At 67.6% G+C, this 17,493-nt stretch carries 17 protein-coding genes; 14 read left to right on the top strand and 3 right to left on the bottom strand.

Features of this window, described 5'->3' with window-relative positions; all coding sequences use genetic code 11:
• The 3 genes from ccsA to msrQ form a co-directional block, all read left to right on the top strand.
• A partial coding sequence (ccsA, locus tag WS62_RS26540) for a cytochrome c biogenesis protein CcsA (RefSeq protein WP_197422879.1) occupies window positions 1–221 on the top strand: 221 nt, incomplete at its 5' end.
• A 164-nt stretch (window positions 222–385) separates the two neighbouring features.
• Window positions 386–1,381, top strand: coding sequence for a protein-methionine-sulfoxide reductase catalytic subunit MsrP (gene msrP / locus WS62_RS26535; protein ID WP_066577232.1), 996 nt, complete (start codon window positions 386–388; stop codon window positions 1,379–1,381).
• A 10-nt stretch (window positions 1,382–1,391) separates the two neighbouring features.
• Entirely contained in the window at window positions 1,392–2,120 is a 729-nt protein-coding gene (gene msrQ, locus WS62_RS26530) for a protein-methionine-sulfoxide reductase heme-binding subunit MsrQ (RefSeq protein ID WP_066577229.1), read from the top strand.
• A 159-nt stretch (window positions 2,121–2,279) separates the two neighbouring features.
• Here the strand turns inward: msrQ and lysA are convergent, their stop codons facing one another.
• Both lysA and lptM read right to left on the bottom strand, forming a co-directional pair.
• Window positions 2,280–3,551 (bottom strand): diaminopimelate decarboxylase, encoded by a 1,272-nt coding sequence (gene lysA / locus WS62_RS26525; RefSeq protein WP_066577226.1) that lies wholly within the window; start codon window positions 3,549–3,551, stop codon window positions 2,280–2,282.
• Window positions 3,552–3,561: 10 nt separating this feature from the next.
• Window positions 3,562–3,843, bottom strand: coding sequence for an LPS translocon maturation chaperone LptM (lptM, locus tag WS62_RS26520; protein ID WP_066577223.1), 282 nt, complete (start codon window positions 3,841–3,843; stop codon window positions 3,562–3,564).
• A gap of 36 nt (window positions 3,844–3,879) precedes the next feature.
• Here lptM and cyaY point away from each other — a divergent pair, with 36 nt between their 5' ends.
• The gene (gene cyaY / locus WS62_RS26515; RefSeq protein WP_066577221.1) at window positions 3,880–4,206 is read left to right on the top strand and encodes an iron donor protein CyaY; all 327 of its coding nucleotides are present in this window, start codon (window positions 3,880–3,882) and stop codon (window positions 4,204–4,206) included.
• A gap of 224 nt (window positions 4,207–4,430) precedes the next feature.
• Here cyaY and WS62_RS26510 read toward each other — a convergent pair whose 3' ends face one another.
• On the bottom strand, window positions 4,431–6,824 hold the full coding sequence (locus WS62_RS26510) for a penicillin-binding protein 1A (RefSeq protein ID WP_066577219.1): 2,394 nt from the start codon (window positions 6,822–6,824) through the stop codon (window positions 4,431–4,433).
• A gap of 238 nt (window positions 6,825–7,062) precedes the next feature.
• Between WS62_RS26510 and pilM the strand changes: the two genes are divergently transcribed.
• From pilM to ugpE, 10 genes are all read left to right on the top strand, one after another.
• Window positions 7,063–8,013 (top strand): pilus assembly protein PilM, encoded by a 951-nt coding sequence (gene pilM / locus WS62_RS26505; RefSeq protein WP_066577216.1) that lies wholly within the window; start codon window positions 7,063–7,065, stop codon window positions 8,011–8,013.
• Window positions 8,010–8,690: a fimbrial protein gene (locus WS62_RS26500; protein ID WP_066577214.1), complete on the top strand. Its 681-nt coding sequence runs from the start codon at window positions 8,010–8,012 to the stop codon at window positions 8,688–8,690. Before pilM ends, WS62_RS26500 begins: the two co-directional genes overlap by 4 nt.
• 62 nt (window positions 8,691–8,752) lie before the next feature.
• Window positions 8,753–9,550: a hypothetical protein gene (locus tag WS62_RS26495; protein ID WP_066577249.1), complete on the top strand. Its 798-nt coding sequence runs from the start codon at window positions 8,753–8,755 to the stop codon at window positions 9,548–9,550.
• Window positions 9,547–11,247, top strand: a complete 1,701-nt coding sequence (locus tag WS62_RS26490; RefSeq protein WP_066577212.1) for a type IV pilus secretin PilQ — start codon at window positions 9,547–9,549, stop codon at window positions 11,245–11,247. Before WS62_RS26495 ends, WS62_RS26490 begins: the two co-directional genes overlap by 4 nt.
• Window positions 11,248–11,327: 80 nt before the next feature.
• Window positions 11,328–11,882 carry a shikimate kinase gene (locus WS62_RS26485; protein WP_059472205.1) on the top strand — a complete coding sequence of 185 codons (555 nt, stop codon included), beginning with the start codon at window positions 11,328–11,330 and terminating at the stop codon, window positions 11,880–11,882.
• Complete coding sequence (gene aroB / locus WS62_RS26480; RefSeq protein WP_059472206.1) at window positions 11,879–12,958, top strand: 3-dehydroquinate synthase; 1,080 nt, start codon at window positions 11,879–11,881, stop codon at window positions 12,956–12,958. The genes WS62_RS26485 and aroB overlap by 4 nt, the downstream gene beginning before the upstream one ends.
• 47 nt (window positions 12,959–13,005) lie before the next feature.
• A complete protein-coding gene (locus WS62_RS26475; protein ID WP_059472207.1) occupies window positions 13,006–14,235 on the top strand; it encodes a deoxyguanosinetriphosphate triphosphohydrolase in 1,230 nt (409 codons plus the stop codon).
• 83 nt (window positions 14,236–14,318) lie between these two features.
• The gene (gene ugpB / locus WS62_RS26470) at window positions 14,319–15,644 is read left to right on the top strand and encodes a sn-glycerol-3-phosphate ABC transporter substrate-binding protein UgpB (protein ID WP_066577207.1); all 1,326 of its coding nucleotides are present in this window, start codon (window positions 14,319–14,321) and stop codon (window positions 15,642–15,644) included.
• A 122-nt stretch (window positions 15,645–15,766) separates the two neighbouring features.
• Complete coding sequence (gene ugpA / locus WS62_RS26465; RefSeq protein ID WP_066577204.1) at window positions 15,767–16,651, top strand: sn-glycerol-3-phosphate ABC transporter permease UgpA; 885 nt, start codon at window positions 15,767–15,769, stop codon at window positions 16,649–16,651.
• Window positions 16,648–17,493: a sn-glycerol-3-phosphate ABC transporter permease UgpE gene (ugpE, locus tag WS62_RS26460; RefSeq protein WP_066577201.1), complete on the top strand. Its 846-nt coding sequence runs from the start codon at window positions 16,648–16,650 to the stop codon at window positions 17,491–17,493. Before ugpA ends, ugpE begins: the two co-directional genes overlap by 4 nt.

Here is a 17,493-nt window from a genome sequence, read left to right as displayed (position 1 = left end):
CGGCCGAGGCGTGGGGCGGCTACTGGAGCTGGGATCCGAAGGAAACCTGGGCGCTCATCGTGTGGCTGAACTACGCGGCGTGGCTGCACATGCGTCTGATGAAAGGGCTGCGCGGCGCGGTCGCCGCGTGGTGGGCGCTGACCGGTCTCCTCGTCACGACGTTCGCGTTCCTCGGCGTCAACATGTTCCTGTCCGGCTTGCACAGTTACGGCAAGCTGTAAGATCCGCGCCGTTCGAACGACTAATAACCGCCGACGCACTACGTGCCCGGCGGTTTTTTCTTGCACCGGACATTTGGCGGTACGCTGCCGAAACGGCCGGTGCGGAACTGGGTCCAAGGATTGTCGGGACGTGAGTGTCCCGACTGGCAGAACGGAGCATCGACATGTTGATCAAGAAGGCGCTGCGCGCAACGCTTGCCGGCGACGACATCCCGCGCAGCGAAATCACGCCGCAAGCGGTGTTCGAGAATCGCCGCCGTATCCTGCAGGCGGCGGGCGCCGCCGCCGCGGGCGGGCTCATCGGCGCGCACGGGCTCGCGTTCGCGGCTTACTCGTCACCGGATCCGAAGGCCCGCAAGCTCGCCGCGCAGACCAATCCCAAGTTCGTCGTCCCTGAGAAGGTGACGTCGTTCAAGGACATCACGACCTACAACAACTTCTACGAATTCGGCACCGACAAGGGCGATCCGTCGCGCAACGCCGGCACGCTGCGGCCGCATCCGTGGCGCGTGTCGGTCGAGGGCGAGATCAGGAAACCGAAGGTCTACGACATCGACGAGTTGCTGAAGCTCGCGCCGCTCGAAGAGCGCGTGTACCGGCTGCGGTGCGTCGAGGGCTGGTCGATGGTGATTCCGTGGATCGGCGTTCCGCTCGCGGAGCTCATCAAGCGTGTCGAGCCGACCGGTAACGCGAAATACGTGCAATTCATCACGCTCGCGGATCCGTCGCAGATGGCGGGGCTGTCTGCGCCGATCCTCGACTGGCCGTATTCCGAAGGACTGCGGATGGACGAGGCGATGAATCCGCTGACGCTGCTCACGATGGGTGTCTACGGGCAGGTGCTGCCGAATCAGAACGGCGCGCCGGTGCGGGTGATCGTGCCGTGGAAATACGGCTTCAAGAGTGCGAAGTCGATCGTGAAGATCCGCTTCGTCGAGCATCAGCCGCCGACGAGCTGGAACACGTACGCGCCGAACGAATACGGCTTCTATTCGAACGTCAATCCGAACGTCGACCATCCGCGCTGGAGCCAGGCGACCGAGCGGCGCATCGGCGAAGACGGGTTCTTCACGCCGAAGCGCAAGACGCTGATGTTCAACGGCTATGGCGATTGGGTCGCGTCGATGTATCGCGGCATGGATCTGAAGAAGTACTTCTGAGTAACGGCGAATGGAGAACGATATGCAACCCTCGACGTTCGCCGGGACGCCCGCGGGCGCGACCGCGGGCGTACGCGGCCGCGCGCCGCGCCAGGACGTTGGCCGGGCGGGCGGCGCGCCGCGCTGGCTCGCGCCCGTGAAGATCGCCGTGTTCGTCGCGTCGCTGTATCCGCTCGCGCGCATCGTGTTCTTCGGGATGACCGACCGGCTGGGCGCGAATCCGATCGAGTTCATCACGCGCTCGACGGGGCTCTGGACGCTCGTGTTCCTGTGCATCACGCTCGCCGTCACGCCGCTGCGCCGGCTGACGGGCATCAACGCGCTGCTGCGGCTGCGGCGCATGCTCGGGCTCTACGCATTTTTCTACGCGGTGCTGCACTTCACGACATACATCTGGTTCGACAAGTGGTTCGACGTGATGGACATCGTGCAGGACGTCGTGAAGCGCCCGTTCATCACCGTCGGTTTCGCCGCGTTCGTGCTGCTGATTCCGCTCGCCGCGACGTCGCCGCGTGCGATCGCGCGTCGGCTCGGCCGGCACTGGCAGACGCTGCACAGGGCGATTTATGCGATCGCGACGTTCGGCATCCTGCATTTCTGGTGGATGAAGGCGGGCAAGCACGATCTCGTGCTGCCGAAGCTGTACGGCGTGATCGTGCTCGTGTTGCTCGGCTGGCGGGTGGCCGTGTGGGCGCGACAGCGCTGGCGCGGGGCTCAGGCAGGCGGGCGTGTATCGTAGCGTGTCGCGTGCGGCGTACGCGTTGCGCATATCGCATGTACGACGTATGTCGCATTGCGCAGCACGCAAACAAAAAGGCGATGCCCGTTCATTCGGACATCGCCTTTTGCCATTTGATCGGATCTCACCGGCTGGCCGCGCACGCGAGCCGGTGTTCGCTCACTTGCCGTCGGGCAGGACCGATTCGCGTTCGAACAGGCTTTCGACCGTCTCGCGCGGCCGCACGAGATACGCGTTCGCGCCGTCGACGATCACCTCAGCCGCGCGCGGCCGCGTGTTGTAGTTCGAGCTCATCGTAAAGCCGTACGCGCCCGCGGAGCGAATCGCGAGCAGATCGCCCGGCGCGATCGCGAGCGATCGCTCGCGGCCGAGCCAGTCGCCGCTCTCGCAGACCGGACCGACGACGTCGTAGACCGCCGTCGCGATGTCCGTGCGCGGCTTCACCGGCTCGATCGCGTGAAACGCTTCGTACATCGCAGGACGTGCGAGATCGTTCATCGCCGCGTCGACGATCGCGAAGTTCTTTTCGTCGCCCTGCTTCAGGAATTCGACGCGCGTGAGCAGAATGCCCGCGTTGCCCGTCAGCGAGCGGCCCGGCTCGAACCATATCTCGCGATGGCCATGGCCGCGCGCGTCGATGCGCTCGAGCACCGCGCGCACATAGGCGCCGATGTCGGGCGGCGTTTCGTCGTCGTACGTGATGCCGAGCCCGCCGCCGACGTCGACGTGGTGGATCTTCACGCCGTCCGCCTCGATCTGCTCGACGAGGTCGAGCAGCTTGTCGATCGCGTCGAGGTACGGGCTCAGTTCGGTGATCTGCGAGCCGATGTGGCAGTCGATGCCGACCACGTCGAGGTTCGGCAGCGCGGCTGCCGCGCGGTAGGTCGCGCGCGCTTCGTCGAACGCAATGCCGAACTTGTTCGCCTTCAGTCCGGTCGAGATGTACGGGTGCGTCTTCGGATCGACATCCGGATTCACGCGCAGCGACACGGGCGCGCGCTTGCCGAGCGACGCCGCGACGGCGTTCAGCCGGTCGAGCTCCGGAATCGATTCGACGTTGAAGCATTTGACGCCCGCTTCGAGCGCGGCGCGCATTTCGTCCGCGCTCTTGCCGACGCCCGAGAACACGACGTTCTGCGCGCGGCCGCCTGCCGCGAGCACGCGGGCGAGCTCGCCGCCCGACACGATGTCGAAGCCCGCGCCGAGCCGCGCGAACACGTTCAGCACGCCGAGGTTGCTGTTCGCCTTCACGGCGACGTGAATCGACGCGCGGCGGCCCGCGCACGCATTTGCATAGGCCTCGTAGGCCGCGGTGAGCGCGGCGCGCGAATAGACGAACAGCGGGGTGCCGAAACGCTCGGCGAGTTCGGCGGCGGCGATGCGCTCGGCGTGGAGCGCGCCGTCGACGTAGTCAAATGCGGCTTGAGTCATGCAGGATCGGTCATTGGGCGGAAGAGGCGCCGGACGCGGGCGCCGACTGCGGCGTGCGTTGCGTCGACAGGTCGGGCGACAGCGTGAGCGGCGCGTCGGCGGCGCCGGATGCGCCGTTGTCGCGCACCGAAGCCGTTTCCGCGTCGGGCGTCACGTCCGACGGCGGCAGCGTTTGTTCAGTTGGCTTGGGCGGCAGCGGCGGCACGACCGGCATGTACAGCGGGCCGCGCTGGCCGCAGCCTGCGAGCGCCAAAGCCGCTACAATCGCGCTCATCTGGAAAACGATACGCATGACCGTCCCTAAACAATTGAATCGATAGAGTTTAGCATGTCCGATACTGATTACCTGACCCGTGCCGAAGCCGTGCTGACGGCCGTCGAGCGGTCGGTCGACGCCGCCAACGACGGCGACGCCGACATCGATCTCGAGCGCAACGGCAGCGTGCTTACGCTCACGTTCGAGAACGGCTCGAAGATCATCGTGAACCTGCAGCCGCCGATGCAGGAAGTCTGGATCGCCGCGAAAGCGGGCGGTTTCCATTACCGGTTCGTCGACGGCGCGTGGCGCGATACGCGCAGCGGCCAGGAATTTTTCGCGGCGCTGACCGGCTACGCGACCCAGCAGGCCGGAATGCCGATCACGTTCAGCGCGTGATTCGGCTGCGGCGCGCAGGCGAGCGCACGCCGTGCGAGCGCCGCCGAGCCGAGCCCCAGATGGAAAAAGCGGCCCGAAGGCCGCTTAATGAGATGGTCAGCCTGACCGAAGCAGCCCGATCGGCTTACGCTGATCGGGCTGTTTCCTTTTTTGGGAGATCGTCATGGACACCGTCTCGCTTGCAAAAATCAGGCTGACCATAGATTTCGTTTGGCACACGACGCTCAGTTGCCGCCGCGGAACAGGTTCATGATGTCCTGCTTTTCCTGCTCGTCGACATGCTCGGGCACGACGCTTGCGGAGTCGGGCGGCGCGGCCGGCAGGTTCACGCCGACCGTCGCGACGAAGCCGTGGCCCGGCGTGAACTGATCGAAATACAGCTCGCCGCCGAGCGTCGCGACGCCATCGGGCATCGGCATCTTGTATTCCGGCACGTTCTTGAGCGCGGGGCCCATGTAGTCGATCCACACGGGCAGTGCGAGACCGCCGCCGGTTTCGCGATCGCCGAGGCTGCGCGGGCTGTCGTAGCCGATCCACGCGATCGCCGCGAGCGTGTGCTGATAGCCGCCGAACCACGCGTCGCGCGAATCGTTCGTCGTACCGGTCTTGCCCGCGAGATCGGCGCGCTTCAGCACGTTCGAGCGTGCGCCCGTGCCACGCTGCGCGACGCTTTGCAACAGGCTGTTCATCACGTACGCGTTGCGAGGATCGATCGCGCGCGGCGCGTTCTGCTCGGCGACGAGCGGCTGCGCGCGCGCGACCATGTTGCCGCTCGAATCGGTCACTTCGGCGATCAGATACGGATTGATCCGGTAGCCGCCGTTCGCGAACACCGAGAACGCGCCCGCCATCTGCAGCGGCGTGACGAGGCCCGCGCCGAGCGCCATCGGCAGATAAGCCGGGTGGCGATCCGCGTCGAAGCCGAAGTGCGTGATGTACTGCTGCGCGTATTTGGGGCCGATGTGGTTGAGGATGCGGATCGACACCAGGTTGCGCGAGCGCTGCAGCGCGGTGCGCATCGACATCGGGCCTTCGAAGCCGCCGCCATAGTTCTTCGGCTCCCACGGCTGGCCGCCCGTTTCGGCGGCGCTGAAGTAAAGCGGGCCGTCGTTGATGATCGTCGCGGGGCCGAGCCCCTTGTCGAGCGATGCCGAGTAGATGAACGGCTTGAACGACGAGCCCGGCTGTCGCCACGCCTGCGTCACGTGGTTGAACTTGTTCTTGTTGAAATCGAAGCCGCCGATCAGCGAGCGGATCGCGCCGTCCTGCGGAACGATCGAAATGAACGCGCCTTCGACCTGCGGCAACTGCCCGATCGCCCATGAGCCGTCGTCGTTCTTGAAGACGCGCACGATCGCGCCGGGGCGGATCCGCTTGTTCGGCTGCGCGTTCGTCGACAGCGAACTCGCGGCGAAGCGCAGATCGTCGCCGCTCACAGTCGCGTCGCCGCCGTTCGAGAATACGACGCGAATCTGCCGCGGGCTCGCCTCGGTGACGACGGCCGCGATCAACTCGCCGTTGTCCGGATGATCGACGAGCGCGTCGTCGATCGCCTGCTCGCGGTCGTCCGCGTTCGCGGGAAGCTCGATGAAGCCTTCCGGCCCGCGATAGCCGCGGCGCCGGTCATACGTCATCAGGCCCTTGCGCAGCGCGCGGTACGCGAGCGTCTGGTCTGCGGAATCGATCGTCGTGACGACGTTCAGCCCGCGCGTGTACGCCTCGTCCTTGTACTGCGCGTACATCATCTGCCGCACCATTTCGGCGATGAATTCCGCGTGCACGCTGTATTCGCGGCTCGGGCTCTTGACGACGAGCGGCTCGGCAACCGCCTCGTCGTACTGTTCGCGCGTGATGAAGTTCAGCTCGAGCATCCGCTGCAGGATGTACTGCTGCCGGACCTTCGCGCGCTTCGGGTTGGCGACCGGGTTGTACGCGGACGGCGCTTTCGGCAGTCCGGCCAGCATCGCCGCCTCGGCAAGCGTGATGTCCTTCAGATCCTTGTTGAAGTAAGCGTGCGCCGCTGCGGCGAAGCCGTACGCGCGCTGTCCCAGAAAGATCTGATTCATGTAGACCTCGAGAATCTGATCTTTCGTGAGCGCGCGCTCGATCCGGTACGCGAGCAGCATCTCGTAGATCTTGCGGGTGTACGTTTTCTCGCTCGACAGGAAGAAGTTGCGCGCGACCTGCATCGTGATCGTGCTCGCGCCCTGCGTCGCATGGCCGTTCGTCAGCGCGACGATGCCGGCGCGGATGATGCCTGTCAGATCGACGCCGCCGTGTTCGTAGAAGCGCGCGTCCTCGATCGCGAGCACCGCTTTCTTCAGCGAATCGGGGACGTCCTGAAGATGGACGATGTCCCGGCGCTCCTCGCCGAATTCGCCGATCAGCACGTGATCCGCCGTGTAGATGCGCAGCGGCACCTTCGGGCGGTAGTCGGTCAGCGCGTCGAGCGACGGCATGTTCGGCGACGCGACGACGAGCGCGTAGCCGAGCACGAGCCCGACGCAGGCTGCGAGCGCCACGCACACGCCTGCGACACCGAGCACGAGCTTCAGCCACAGCGGGCGGCGGCGAGGCACGGGCGGGGGAGGCGGGGACGCAGGATTCGTAGATTGCATAGGCACACCAAAAAAACAGTCCCGCGATTATAGCTGCCCGGTTTTGCCGGGCTCCGGAAGGTTCCGGACGGAAACCGGCGCGTCGCGGGCCGGGCGGCGTGCCGATGACTCACTGTAGCGCGCTTGTGGCCCGGCGGCGCAGGCGTTGGCCGTTCGGCAGACTCCCGGCGCGCCGGGCGGCTTTGCAAAATGGCTCCGTATCGCGCTTCGACGGGAGGCGCGTTCATGGAGGACAGGGATGCAAGAACGTTCGTGGTGGTCGATCGGCCGGCGCTTCGCAGCGGGGATCGACGTGAACCGGCGCGCGGTGCGAATCGCGGTGCTGAGCCGGCGTGTTCGCGGCGGCACGGTGCGGCTCGAGGCGCTCGACGCGGAGCCGCTGCCGGCCGGTGTGTTCGACGAGCCGGCCGACCCCGATTGGTCGGCTGTGGCGGCGGCGCTGGCGACGGCGCTCGGCCGATCGCCGCAGGCGCGGCCGCCGGTAGGCATGGCGCGGCGGACGATGGCGGGTGTGATGGCGTTGCCGGACGGCGCATTCTCGACCGCGACGCTCGCGTGGCCGCGCGGCGAAGCCGGGGCGGCCGTCGAGCCTGCCGTGCGCGCGGCGGCGGAGCGGCTTACCGGGCTCGCGCGCGACGCGCTCGCGGTCGATTGGTGCGTAAACGACGCGGCCGCCCCGCGCGAGGTGGCGTTCGCGACGGCGGCGCACGTGCATCTCGATGTGCGGATGGAGGCCGCCGCGTCGGCTGGTATCGAACTCGTCGCGGTCGACGGCGAGCCGCCCGCCGCGTTGCGGGCGATACGTCATGTCGCCGTGCGCGAGGTCGACGAGGGCGAGCCGTATCTCGGCGTATGGATCGGCGAGGGCGGCGTGCACGGCTGGCTCGTGTCGGCCGACGCGGTCGCCGCGCAGATCCGCTATCCGGCGCCCGAACACGCGGATCTTGCCGATGCGCTGCGCGAGCTCGCGCGGGCCGGCGCGCCGCGCTGTGCGTTCGTCGCCGGGGATCTGGAATGGCTCGGCGGCGCACGGATCTCGCTCGCCGACGTCGGCGATCTGCTCGGCTGCATCGTGCTGCCGTTCGAATGCGCGGCGTGCGGCCCGCTGGGGGCGATCGACGAGGCGTATGCCCATTCGCCGGGTTTCGCGGTGGCGTTCGGGCTCGCGCTGCGCGGGGTGTTCGAATGACGCCGAGCGCAGCGAGCGGCGCGGTGCCGCGCGATCCGCAGATACGGCGCGCATGGCTTGGCGGCTTCAATCTGCTGCCGTACCGGGCGCGCGATGCTCGCCGTGCGCGGCGGCGCATGCTCGGCGAGTTGGCTGCCGCCGCTTGCGCGGGGCTTGCGGGCGTTGCGCTGTGGCACGTCGGCCGCACGTTCGAGCGTGCCCGCTTCGATGCGCAGCGGGCGCTGATGGAGCGCCGGCTTGTCGCGTGGGCGCCGCAATTGAAAGAAGCGGAGCGGGCGGCGCGCTTGCGCGATGCCGAACGCGAACGCGCGGCGTTGGCGATCGGGCGCGCCGAGCCGCGCGCGCGGACGGTCGACCTGTTCGACGCACTGCAGCGGATGCGCTATGACGGCGTGCGGCTGCGTTCGATCCGCTGCGACGGGCGCGAGGCGCGGCTCGAAGCGAGCGCGCTCGATCACGCGTCGGCCGAGCGCTGGCTGCGCGAGCTCGAGGCTGCGCAGCGCGGCTGGACGATGGAGGTCGCGGGCCTGCAGGCCGCGCGGACAGTATGGGGGCGCGAAGCGGACGGTGGCCGGTCGCTTACTTTCTCGGTGCGGATTCGCTGGTCCGGGGGCCGGCAGGGCCGTGTCGCTGGCGTCGCGGCACGCGCGCGGGCGGGCGTATGGGAGGGCGCGTGAATATGCCGGATGGACGATCGGCGGCCTGGCTCGCCTGGATGCGACTCGCTGATTTTCGCCGGATCTCGGGTGCCGGTTGGCGGGCCGCGGCGGGCGCGGCGCTCGCCGGCGGCGTGTTCGCGTGCGGTGTGCACGCGGGCCGCGACGCGGACTGGGGCGGCGTCGAGCAAAGCAGAATGGCGCTCGAGGCCGTTGCTTCGCGCGAAGCCCGTGCGCGGCGACTCCTTGCCGCGCCGCCGGCATCGTTTGCAGGCCACGGCCGCTCGCTGGACGAACGGCAGACGCCCGCGGATCTCGCGCTGCGAATTGCCGGCCACGCGGACGCGAGCGGGCTGCGGATGCGCAAGCTCGAACGGCTCGAAGGCGAGCGCACCGACGATCGGCGTGACGACGGCGGTGTTTACGCGTTCGCAATGAGTGCGGAAGGCGACTTGGGTGCGCTGTACCGCTTTTTATCGGGGCTTGCTGCGTTGCCTGCGCTCATCGTGCCTATCGCGACGAACGTGAAGCGCGACGGCGGCGCCACCGTGCTCGACGCCCGGCTCGATGTGTGGCCGGCGCTGCCGGCCGGTGCAGGACAGCGGCCCGCGAGCGTGCGCGAGGCGCCGTTCGCCGATCCTTTTTCAACGATACCGATGCTTGCCGTCGAAGACGCCGCCGACGGGGCGCGGCTCGTCGGCGTGCTGCGCGACCGGCGCAGTGGGCTCGCGCTGTTCGAGCGCGGCGACGACGCATGGTCCGCCGCGCCGGGGCAAATGATCGGCGGCGATCGCCTCGCGCGGATCGAAGCCGGCGGCGTCACGCTCGCGACGCACGACGGCGGGCGTCGCGTAATGACATTGGGGGGAGCGACAGGATGATGCGCGGATTCGCTCGATTATTGATAGGGTGCGCGATGGGGGCGGCGGGCGGGGCCGCGGCGTCGCTGCCGCCTTTGCCCGCGGGGGCGCCCGTCGGGTGGGCGGCGGGCGCATCGGTCGGGGCGGCGGGCCGCGCGCCACTGCCGGCAGTGGCTTGGCGAGCCGATTCCGCGCGCGCTTCGGTTGCGGAACGGCTGCAAGACGCGGGCGACGAGGGCGGTGCAGCCGAACACGCAGGCGACGTGGCACAGGCGGCGAACGGCGTGGCGGCGGCAGCCGGGGTGTCTGTCGATTCGGCGTCGGCCGGCGTCGCATCGGCAGGCGGCATGGCGTCGGGGCTCGCGCAAGCGGCGAACGCCGCGCTGGAAGGGCCGCCCGTCCCGCTCGCGCCTGAGCAGCGAATGAGCGACGAGCCTCGCTCGCTGCCGCCGGACACCGTCTCCGACACCGCCACGGCCATCGCCCCCGCCACCGTCGCCGAATCCGACGACGACCGCCCGATCTCCCTCAACCTGCAGCAGGCGAGCCTCGCCGCGGTCTTCGACGCGTTCGCGCGCTTCACGGGCCTCAATATAGTTGTCAGCGAGCGCGTGCACGGCACCGTGTCGTTGCGTCTGAACCATGTTCGCTGGCGCAGCGCATTCGACGCGCTGCTGGAAGCGCACGGTCTCGCGATGGCGCGGCGCGGCAGCGTGATTTGGATCGCGCCCGTCGCCGAACTTGCGGAGCGCGAGCGCCTGCGTTTCGACGCGCACGCACGCGCAGCGGAGCTCGAGCCGCTCGCGAGCCGCAGCTTCATGCTCCGCTACGCGCGTGCGGCCGACGTGCAGCGCCTCCTCGCCGGCTCGGCCGGACAGCGGACCCTGTCGAAGCGCGGCTCGGTGCTCGCCGATCCTCGGACGAATCTGCTGTTCGTCACCGACCTGTCCGGGCGTCTTGCTCAGATCGCCGATCTGATCGGCAAGCTCGATACGCCGTCACGGCAAGTGTTGATCGAAGCGCGGATCGTCGAGGGCGACCGCGGGTTCTCGCGCAATCTCGGCGCGCGCCTCGCGCTGCGTGCGCCCGATGCGGGCGACCGCGCGACGGGCGTCGTCGCCGGCCGCAACGGCACGCTGGCCGACCTCACCGCACGGCCGATCGGCGGCTTCGACGCGGCGACCGCCGGTCTGACGCTGTTTGCCGCGCGTGCGAGCCGCTTGCTCGACGTCGAGCTGAGCGCGCTCGAGTCGGAGGGCCGGGGACAGATCGTGTCGAGCCCGCGGGTCGTGACGGCTGACCGGACGAAGGCCGTCGTCGAGCAGGGCGCCGAGCTGCCGTATCAGGCGAAGGTCGGCAACGGCGTATCCGGCGTCCAGTTCCGACGCGCAACCCTCAAGCTCGAAGTCGAGCCGCAGATCACGCCCGACGGGCGCGTGATTCTCGATCTCGATGTCGCGAAGGACAGCGTCGGCGAGGAAACCGCATCCGGCCCCGCGATCCATACGAAGCACGTGCAGACGCGCGTCGAGGTCGAAAACGGCGGAACCGTGTCGATCGGCGGGATTTTCGAGAGCGACGACCGCGACGATGTGACTCGCGTGCCGCTCTTGGGCAAAATACCAGTGTTGGGCGCGCTTTTCAGGCACCGGGCGTTGCGCGCGCAGCGCAGCGAACTCGTCGTCTACATCACGCCGACCGTCGTGATCGGGCCCTGAACCCCGTGGGAGCCAGGCTCGACAAGGCGGGCGCTTTGCCAGTAAGCTGCGCGACACACTCACTGAAGCAGAGGAAGCCGTTGCAAGCGCGGGACCCACACGTGAACGTAATTTTCGTCGGACTCATGGGGGCGGGTAAAACCACCGTGGGCCGGGCGGTCGCGCGCCGGCTCGACAGACCGTTCTTCGATTCGGATCACGAGATCGAGGCGCGCACGGGTGCGCGCATTCCGGTCATCTTCGAACTCGAAGGCGAGGCCGGCTTCCGCGACCGCGAGGCGCAGATGATCGCCGAGCTCACGCAGCGCGAGAACATCGTGCTGGCGACGGGCGGCGGCGCGATCCTGCGTCCCGAAAACCGCGAACGCCTGCATTCGCGCGGCCTTGTCGTCTATCTGCGCGCGAATCCGCACGACCTCTGGCTGCGCACGCGCAAGGACAAGAACCGCCCGCTGTTGCAAACCGACGATCCGAAAGCCAAGCTCGAAGCGCTGTACGAGGCGCGCGATCCGCTCTATCGCGAATGCGCGCACTTCGTCATCGAGACCGGCCGGCCGTCCGTCAACGGGCTCGTCAACATGGTGCTGATGCAGCTCGAGATGGCGGGCATCGTCGCCAAGCCAATACAAGCATGATTACCGTCAACGTCGACCTGGGCGAGCGCGCCTATCCGATTCACATCGGCGCCGATCTGATCGGCCGCACCGAACGCTTCGCGCCGCATATCGCGGGTGCGTCCGTCACGATCGTCACGAACACGACCGTCGATCCGCTCTACGGCGACAAGCTGCGCGCGGCACTCGCGCCGCTCGGCAAGCGTGTGTCGACCGTCGTCTTGCCCGACGGCGAAGCGTACAAGAATTGGGAAACCCTCAATCTGATCTTCGACGGCCTGCTCGAGCAGCACGCCGATCGCAAGACGACGCTGATCGCGCTCGGCGGCGGCGTGATCGGTGACATGACGGGCTTTGCCGCCGCGTGCTACATGCGCGGCGTGCCGTTCATCCAGGTGCCGACGACGCTCCTGTCGCAGGTCGATTCGTCGGTCGGCGGCAAGACGGGCATCAACCACCCGCTCGGCAAGAACATGATCGGCGCGTTTTACCAGCCGCAAGCGGTGATCGCCGATATCGGCGCGCTGTCGACGCTGCCCGATCGCGAGCTCGCGGCGGGTGTCGCCGAGATCATCAAGACGGGCGCGATCGCCGACGCCGAATTCTTCGACTGGATCGAAGCGAACGTCGATTCGCTGAATCGCCGCGATCCGGGTGCGCTCGCGCACGCGGTCAAGCGCTCGTGCGAGATCAAGGCGAGCGTCGTCGCCGCGGACGAGCGCGAAGGCGGCCTGCGCGCGATCCTGAACTTCGGCCATACGTTCGGGCACGCAATCGAAGCGGGTCTCGGCTACGGCGAATGGCTGCACGGCGAAGCGGTCGGCTGCGGGATGGTGATGGCGGCCGATTTGTCGGTGCGCGTCGGCCATCTCGACGAAGCGTCGCGCGCGCGGCTGCGCAAGGTCGTCGAGGCCGCGCATCTGCCGACGCGCGCGCCGAGCCTGGGCGATGCGCGCTACGTCGAGCTGATGCGCGTCGACAAGAAGGCGGAAGCGGGCGCAATCAAGTTCATTTTGCTAAAACGCTTCGGCGAGACGATCATTAGCCAGGCGCCGGACGACGCCGTTTTCGCGACGCTGGCGGCAAGCACCCAGTAACGCGACGCGGGCCGATCCGGCGCATTTGACGTGGAGGACACGACACGGTGAGCGAAATACCCGGCGGCATCCCACGCGAAACGCGCGACGCGCAACCCGCGCGCGCGCGCGGCGAGCAGACGATCCCTGTCGCTGCGCCGACCACCGCCGCGCTCGAAGCGCATCTTGCGCCGTATGCGGCGCACGCGTCGCAATCGCGCGGCCGGCGCTATCCCGAGGCGCCGCCCGCCGCGCGCACCGAGTTCCAGCGCGATCGCGACCGCATCGTGCACTCAACCGCGTTCAGACGACTCGAATACAAGACGCAGGTCTTTGTGAACCACGAAGGCGATCTGTTCCGCACGCGTCTCACGCACAGTCTCGAAGTCGCGCAGATCGCCCGCTCCGTCGCGCGCAACCTGCGCCTGAACGAAGATCTCGTCGAAGCAATCTCGCTCGCGCACGATCTCGGCCACACACCGTTCGGCCACGCGGGGCAGGACGCGCTCAACGCGTGCATGCGCGACTACGGCGGCTTCGAGCACAATCTGCAGAGCCTTGCCGTCGTCGACGAGCTCGAGGAGCACTACGGCGCGTTCAACGGGCTGAATCTGTGCTTCGAGACCCGCGAAGGGATTCTCAAGCACTGCTCGCGCGAGAACGCGCGCAAGCTCGGCGAACTCGGCGAGCGGTTCCTGCAGGGCTGGCAGCCGTCGCTCGAAGCGCAGCTCGCGAACATCGCGGACGAAATCGCGTACAACAATCACGACGTCGACGACGGCCTGCGCTCGGGTCTCATCACGATCGAGCAACTCGCGGAAGTCGAGCTGTGGCAAGGCCATTACGAGGCGGCGCTCGCCGAGTACCCGCATCTCGAAGGCCGCCGCCTCGTGCACGAGACGGTGCGCCGGATCATCAACACGCTGATCGTCGATCTGATCGACGCGACGACGCACAATCTCGCGCGCCACGCCCCGGCGTCGCTCGACGACGTGCGCGCGGCGCCGCCCCTCGTCGCGCACGGCGAGCGGATCGCCGCGCAGGCGGCGGCGCTCAAGCGCTTCCTGTTCAAGAACCTGTACCGTCACTACCGCGTGATGCGGATGGCGAGCAAGGCGCAACGGGTCGTCACCGGCCTCTTCAACGCGTTCACCGGCGACCCGCGCCTGCTGCCGCCCGACTATCAGGCGGCGGACGCCGCGCAGCAGCCGCGCCTCGTCGCGCACTACATCGCCGGCATGACCGATCGCTTTGCGCTGAAAGAGTATCAACGCTTGTTTGTCATGGACGAAAACTAAACTGTCCGGCTCGCCGCGTCCGGCGCGGACGGGCGGCGGTGCGGCGCGTGTTGCCCGGACCGAGGAGAAAAGGAGAGAGGTCGATGAAATACAAGACGCTGGTTCGTTCGCTCGCGCTCGGGAGCGTGCTTTGGTTCGGCGCGCAGCAGGCGGCGTGCGCTGCCACCGAGATCCAGTTCTGGCATGCGATGGAGGCGGCGCTCGGCGAGCGCGTGAACGACATCGCCGCGCAATTCAACGCATCGCAAACTGACTACAAGATCGTGCCGGTCTTCAAGGGAGCCTACGACCAGGCGCTCGCGGCGGGCATCGCCGCATATCGCAGCGGCAACGCGCCGGCGATCCTGCAGGTGTACGAAGTGGGCACGGCGACGATGATGCAGGCGAAGAAGGCGGTGCTGCCCGTGTCCGACGTGTTTCGCCAGGCGGGTGTGCCGCTCGACGAAAAGGCGTTCGTGCCGACCGTCGCGAGCTATTACAGCGATGCGACGACGGGGCATCTCGTGTCGATGCCGTTCAACAGCTCGACGCCCGTGTTGTATTACAACAAGGACGCGTTCAAGAAGGCGGGGCTCGATCCGAACCAGCCGCCGAAGACGTGGGCCGACGTGAAGGCCGACGCGGAAAAGCTGAAGAAAGCGGGCTACGCGTGCGGCTACACGACGGGCTGGCAGGGCTGGATTCAGCTCGAGAACTACAGCGCGTGGCACGGCCTGCCGTTCGCGACGCGCAACAACGGCTTCGACGGCGCCGACGCGACGCTTGACTTCAACAAGCCGCAGCAGATCGCGCACATCCAGTTCCTGCAGGACATGGCGAAGGACGGCACGTTCACGTACGTCGGCCGTAAGGACGAGGCGACCGCGAAGTTCTACAGCGGCGACTGCGCGATCATGACGACGTCGTCGGGCGCGCTCGCGACGATCCACAAGTACGCGAAGTTCGACTTCGGCACTGGGATGATGCCGTACGACGCGAACGTGAAGGGCGCGCCGCAGAACGCGATCATCGGCGGCGCGAGCCTGTGGGTGCTTGCGGGCAAGGACCCGGCCACGTACAAGGGCGTCGCGAAATTTCTCGCGTATCTGAGCTCGCCCGCCGTCGCCGCGAAGTGGCACGAAGACACGGGCTACCTGCCCGTGACGACCGCCGCGTACGATCTCGCGCGCGAGCAGGGCTTCTACGCGAAGCATCCGGGCGCGGACACCGCGATCAAGCAGATGATGAACAAGCCGCCGCTGCCGTACACGAAGGGGCTGCGGCTCGGCAACATGCCGCAGATCCGCACGATCGTCGACGAGGAGCTCGAGCAGGTGTGGGCGCAGAAGAAGACGCCGAAGGCGGCGCTCGATTCGGCCGCCGCGCGCGGCGACGAGCTGCTGCGCCGCTTCGAGAAGTCGGGCGGTTGAGCGCCCGCCGCCGCGCGTCGCGGCCGCCGTCGCAGTCCGCCCGCCCCGCTTCGCGCGCGAGCGGGCCGCGCTGGCGGCCGCGGGCGGCGGCATTCGTCTGACATCTGTTCGGAATCCTGTCGATGACACCTCGTTCCCGTTTCGGCGCGAGCGCCTTGCCGTACATGCTCGTCGCGCCGCAGCTCGCGATCACCGCGATCTTTTTCCTATGGCCGGCGGGCGTCGCGCTCTGGCAGTCGACGCAGATGCAGGATGCGTTCGGCACGTCGAGCGCGTTCGTCGGCTTCGGCAACTTCGCGCACCTGTTCGCCGATCCGCTCTACGTCGAGTCGTTCAAGACGACGCTCGCGTTCAGCGCGAGCGTGACCGTCTGCGGGCTCGTCGTGGCGCTGCTGCTTGCCGCGTGCGCCGATCGCGTGATTCGCGGCGGGCGCGCGTACCGGACGCTCCTCATCTGGCCGTACGCGGTCGCGCCGATGATCGCCGCCGTGCTGTGGGCGTTCCTGTTCAACCCGAGCATCGGCGTGATCACGTATGCGCTCGCGTACTTCGGCGTCGTCTGGAATCACGCGCTGAACGGCGGCCAGGCGATGCTGCTCGTCGTGATCGCGTCGGTGTGGAAGCAGGTCAGCTACAACTTCCTGTTCTTCTACGCAGGACTGCAGGCGATTCCGCGCTCGCTGATCGAGGCGGCGGCGATCGACGGCGCGGGCCCCGTGCGGCGCTTCTTCCACATCGCGCTGCCGCTGCTGTCGCCGACGAGCTTTTTCCTGCTCGTCGTCAATCTCGTCTACGCGTTCTTCGACACGTTCCCGGTGATCGACGCCGCCACCGCGGGCGGCCCGGGGCAGAGCACGAAGACGCTGATCTACAAGATCTACGCGGAAGGTTTTCAGGGGCTCGACATCGGCAGCTCGGGTGCGCAATCGGTCGTGCTGATGGCGATCGTCGTCGTGCTGACGGTCGTCCAGTTCCGCTTCGTCGAGCGCAGGGTGCAATACGCATGATCGAGAATCGCAAGGGCTTCGACCTGTTCTGCCACGCGGTGCTGATCGCCGGGATCGCGGTCATCGTGTTCCCGGTGTACGTCGGCTTCTGCGCGGCGACGATGAACGCGCACGAAGTGTTCACGGTGCCGCTGCGGCTCGTGCCGAGCACGCATCTCGTCGAGAACGTCGCCGCCGTCTGGCAGCGCGGCAGCGGCGGGATGACGACGCCGTTCGGCACGCTGCTCATGAACAGCATCGTGATGGCGCTCGTGATCGCGGTAGGCAAGATCGCGGTATCGATCCTGTCCGCGTACGCGATCGTCTATTTTCGCTTTCCGCTGCGCAATGCCGCGTTCTGGCTGATCTTCGTCACGCTGATGCTGCCCGTCGAGGTGCGGATCTTTCCGACCGTGCAGGTCGTATCGACGCTGCATCTGACGAACAGCTACGCGGGCCTGACGCTGCCCCTCATCGCATCGGCGACGGCGACGTTCCTGTTCCGGCAGTTCTTCATGACGCTGCCGGACGAGCTCGTCGATGCCGCGCGCATCGACGGCGCGGGGCCGCTGCGTTTCTTCTGGGACGTCGTGCTGCCGCTGTCGAAGACGAGCATCGCGGCGCTTTTCGTGATCACGTTCATTTATGGCTGGAATCAATATCTGTGGCCGATCCTGATCACGACCGACGCGTCGCTGACGACGGCCGTCGTCGGCATCAAATCGATGATCGCGAGCGGAGACGCCGCGACCGAGTGGCATCTCGTGATGGCGGCGACGCTCGTCGCGATGCTGCCGCCGCTCGTCGTCGTGCTCGCGATGCAGCGCTGGTTCGTGCGCGGTCTCGTCGATTCGGAAAAATGA

The sequence above is a fragment of the Burkholderia sp. ABCPW 14 genome, from assembly GCF_001523835.1.
Taxonomy (GTDB): Bacteria; Pseudomonadota; Gammaproteobacteria; order Burkholderiales; family Burkholderiaceae; genus Burkholderia; species Burkholderia mayonis.
Note: the sequence above shows the minus strand (reverse complement) of the source record. Positions and strands in the feature narration are given on the sequence as shown.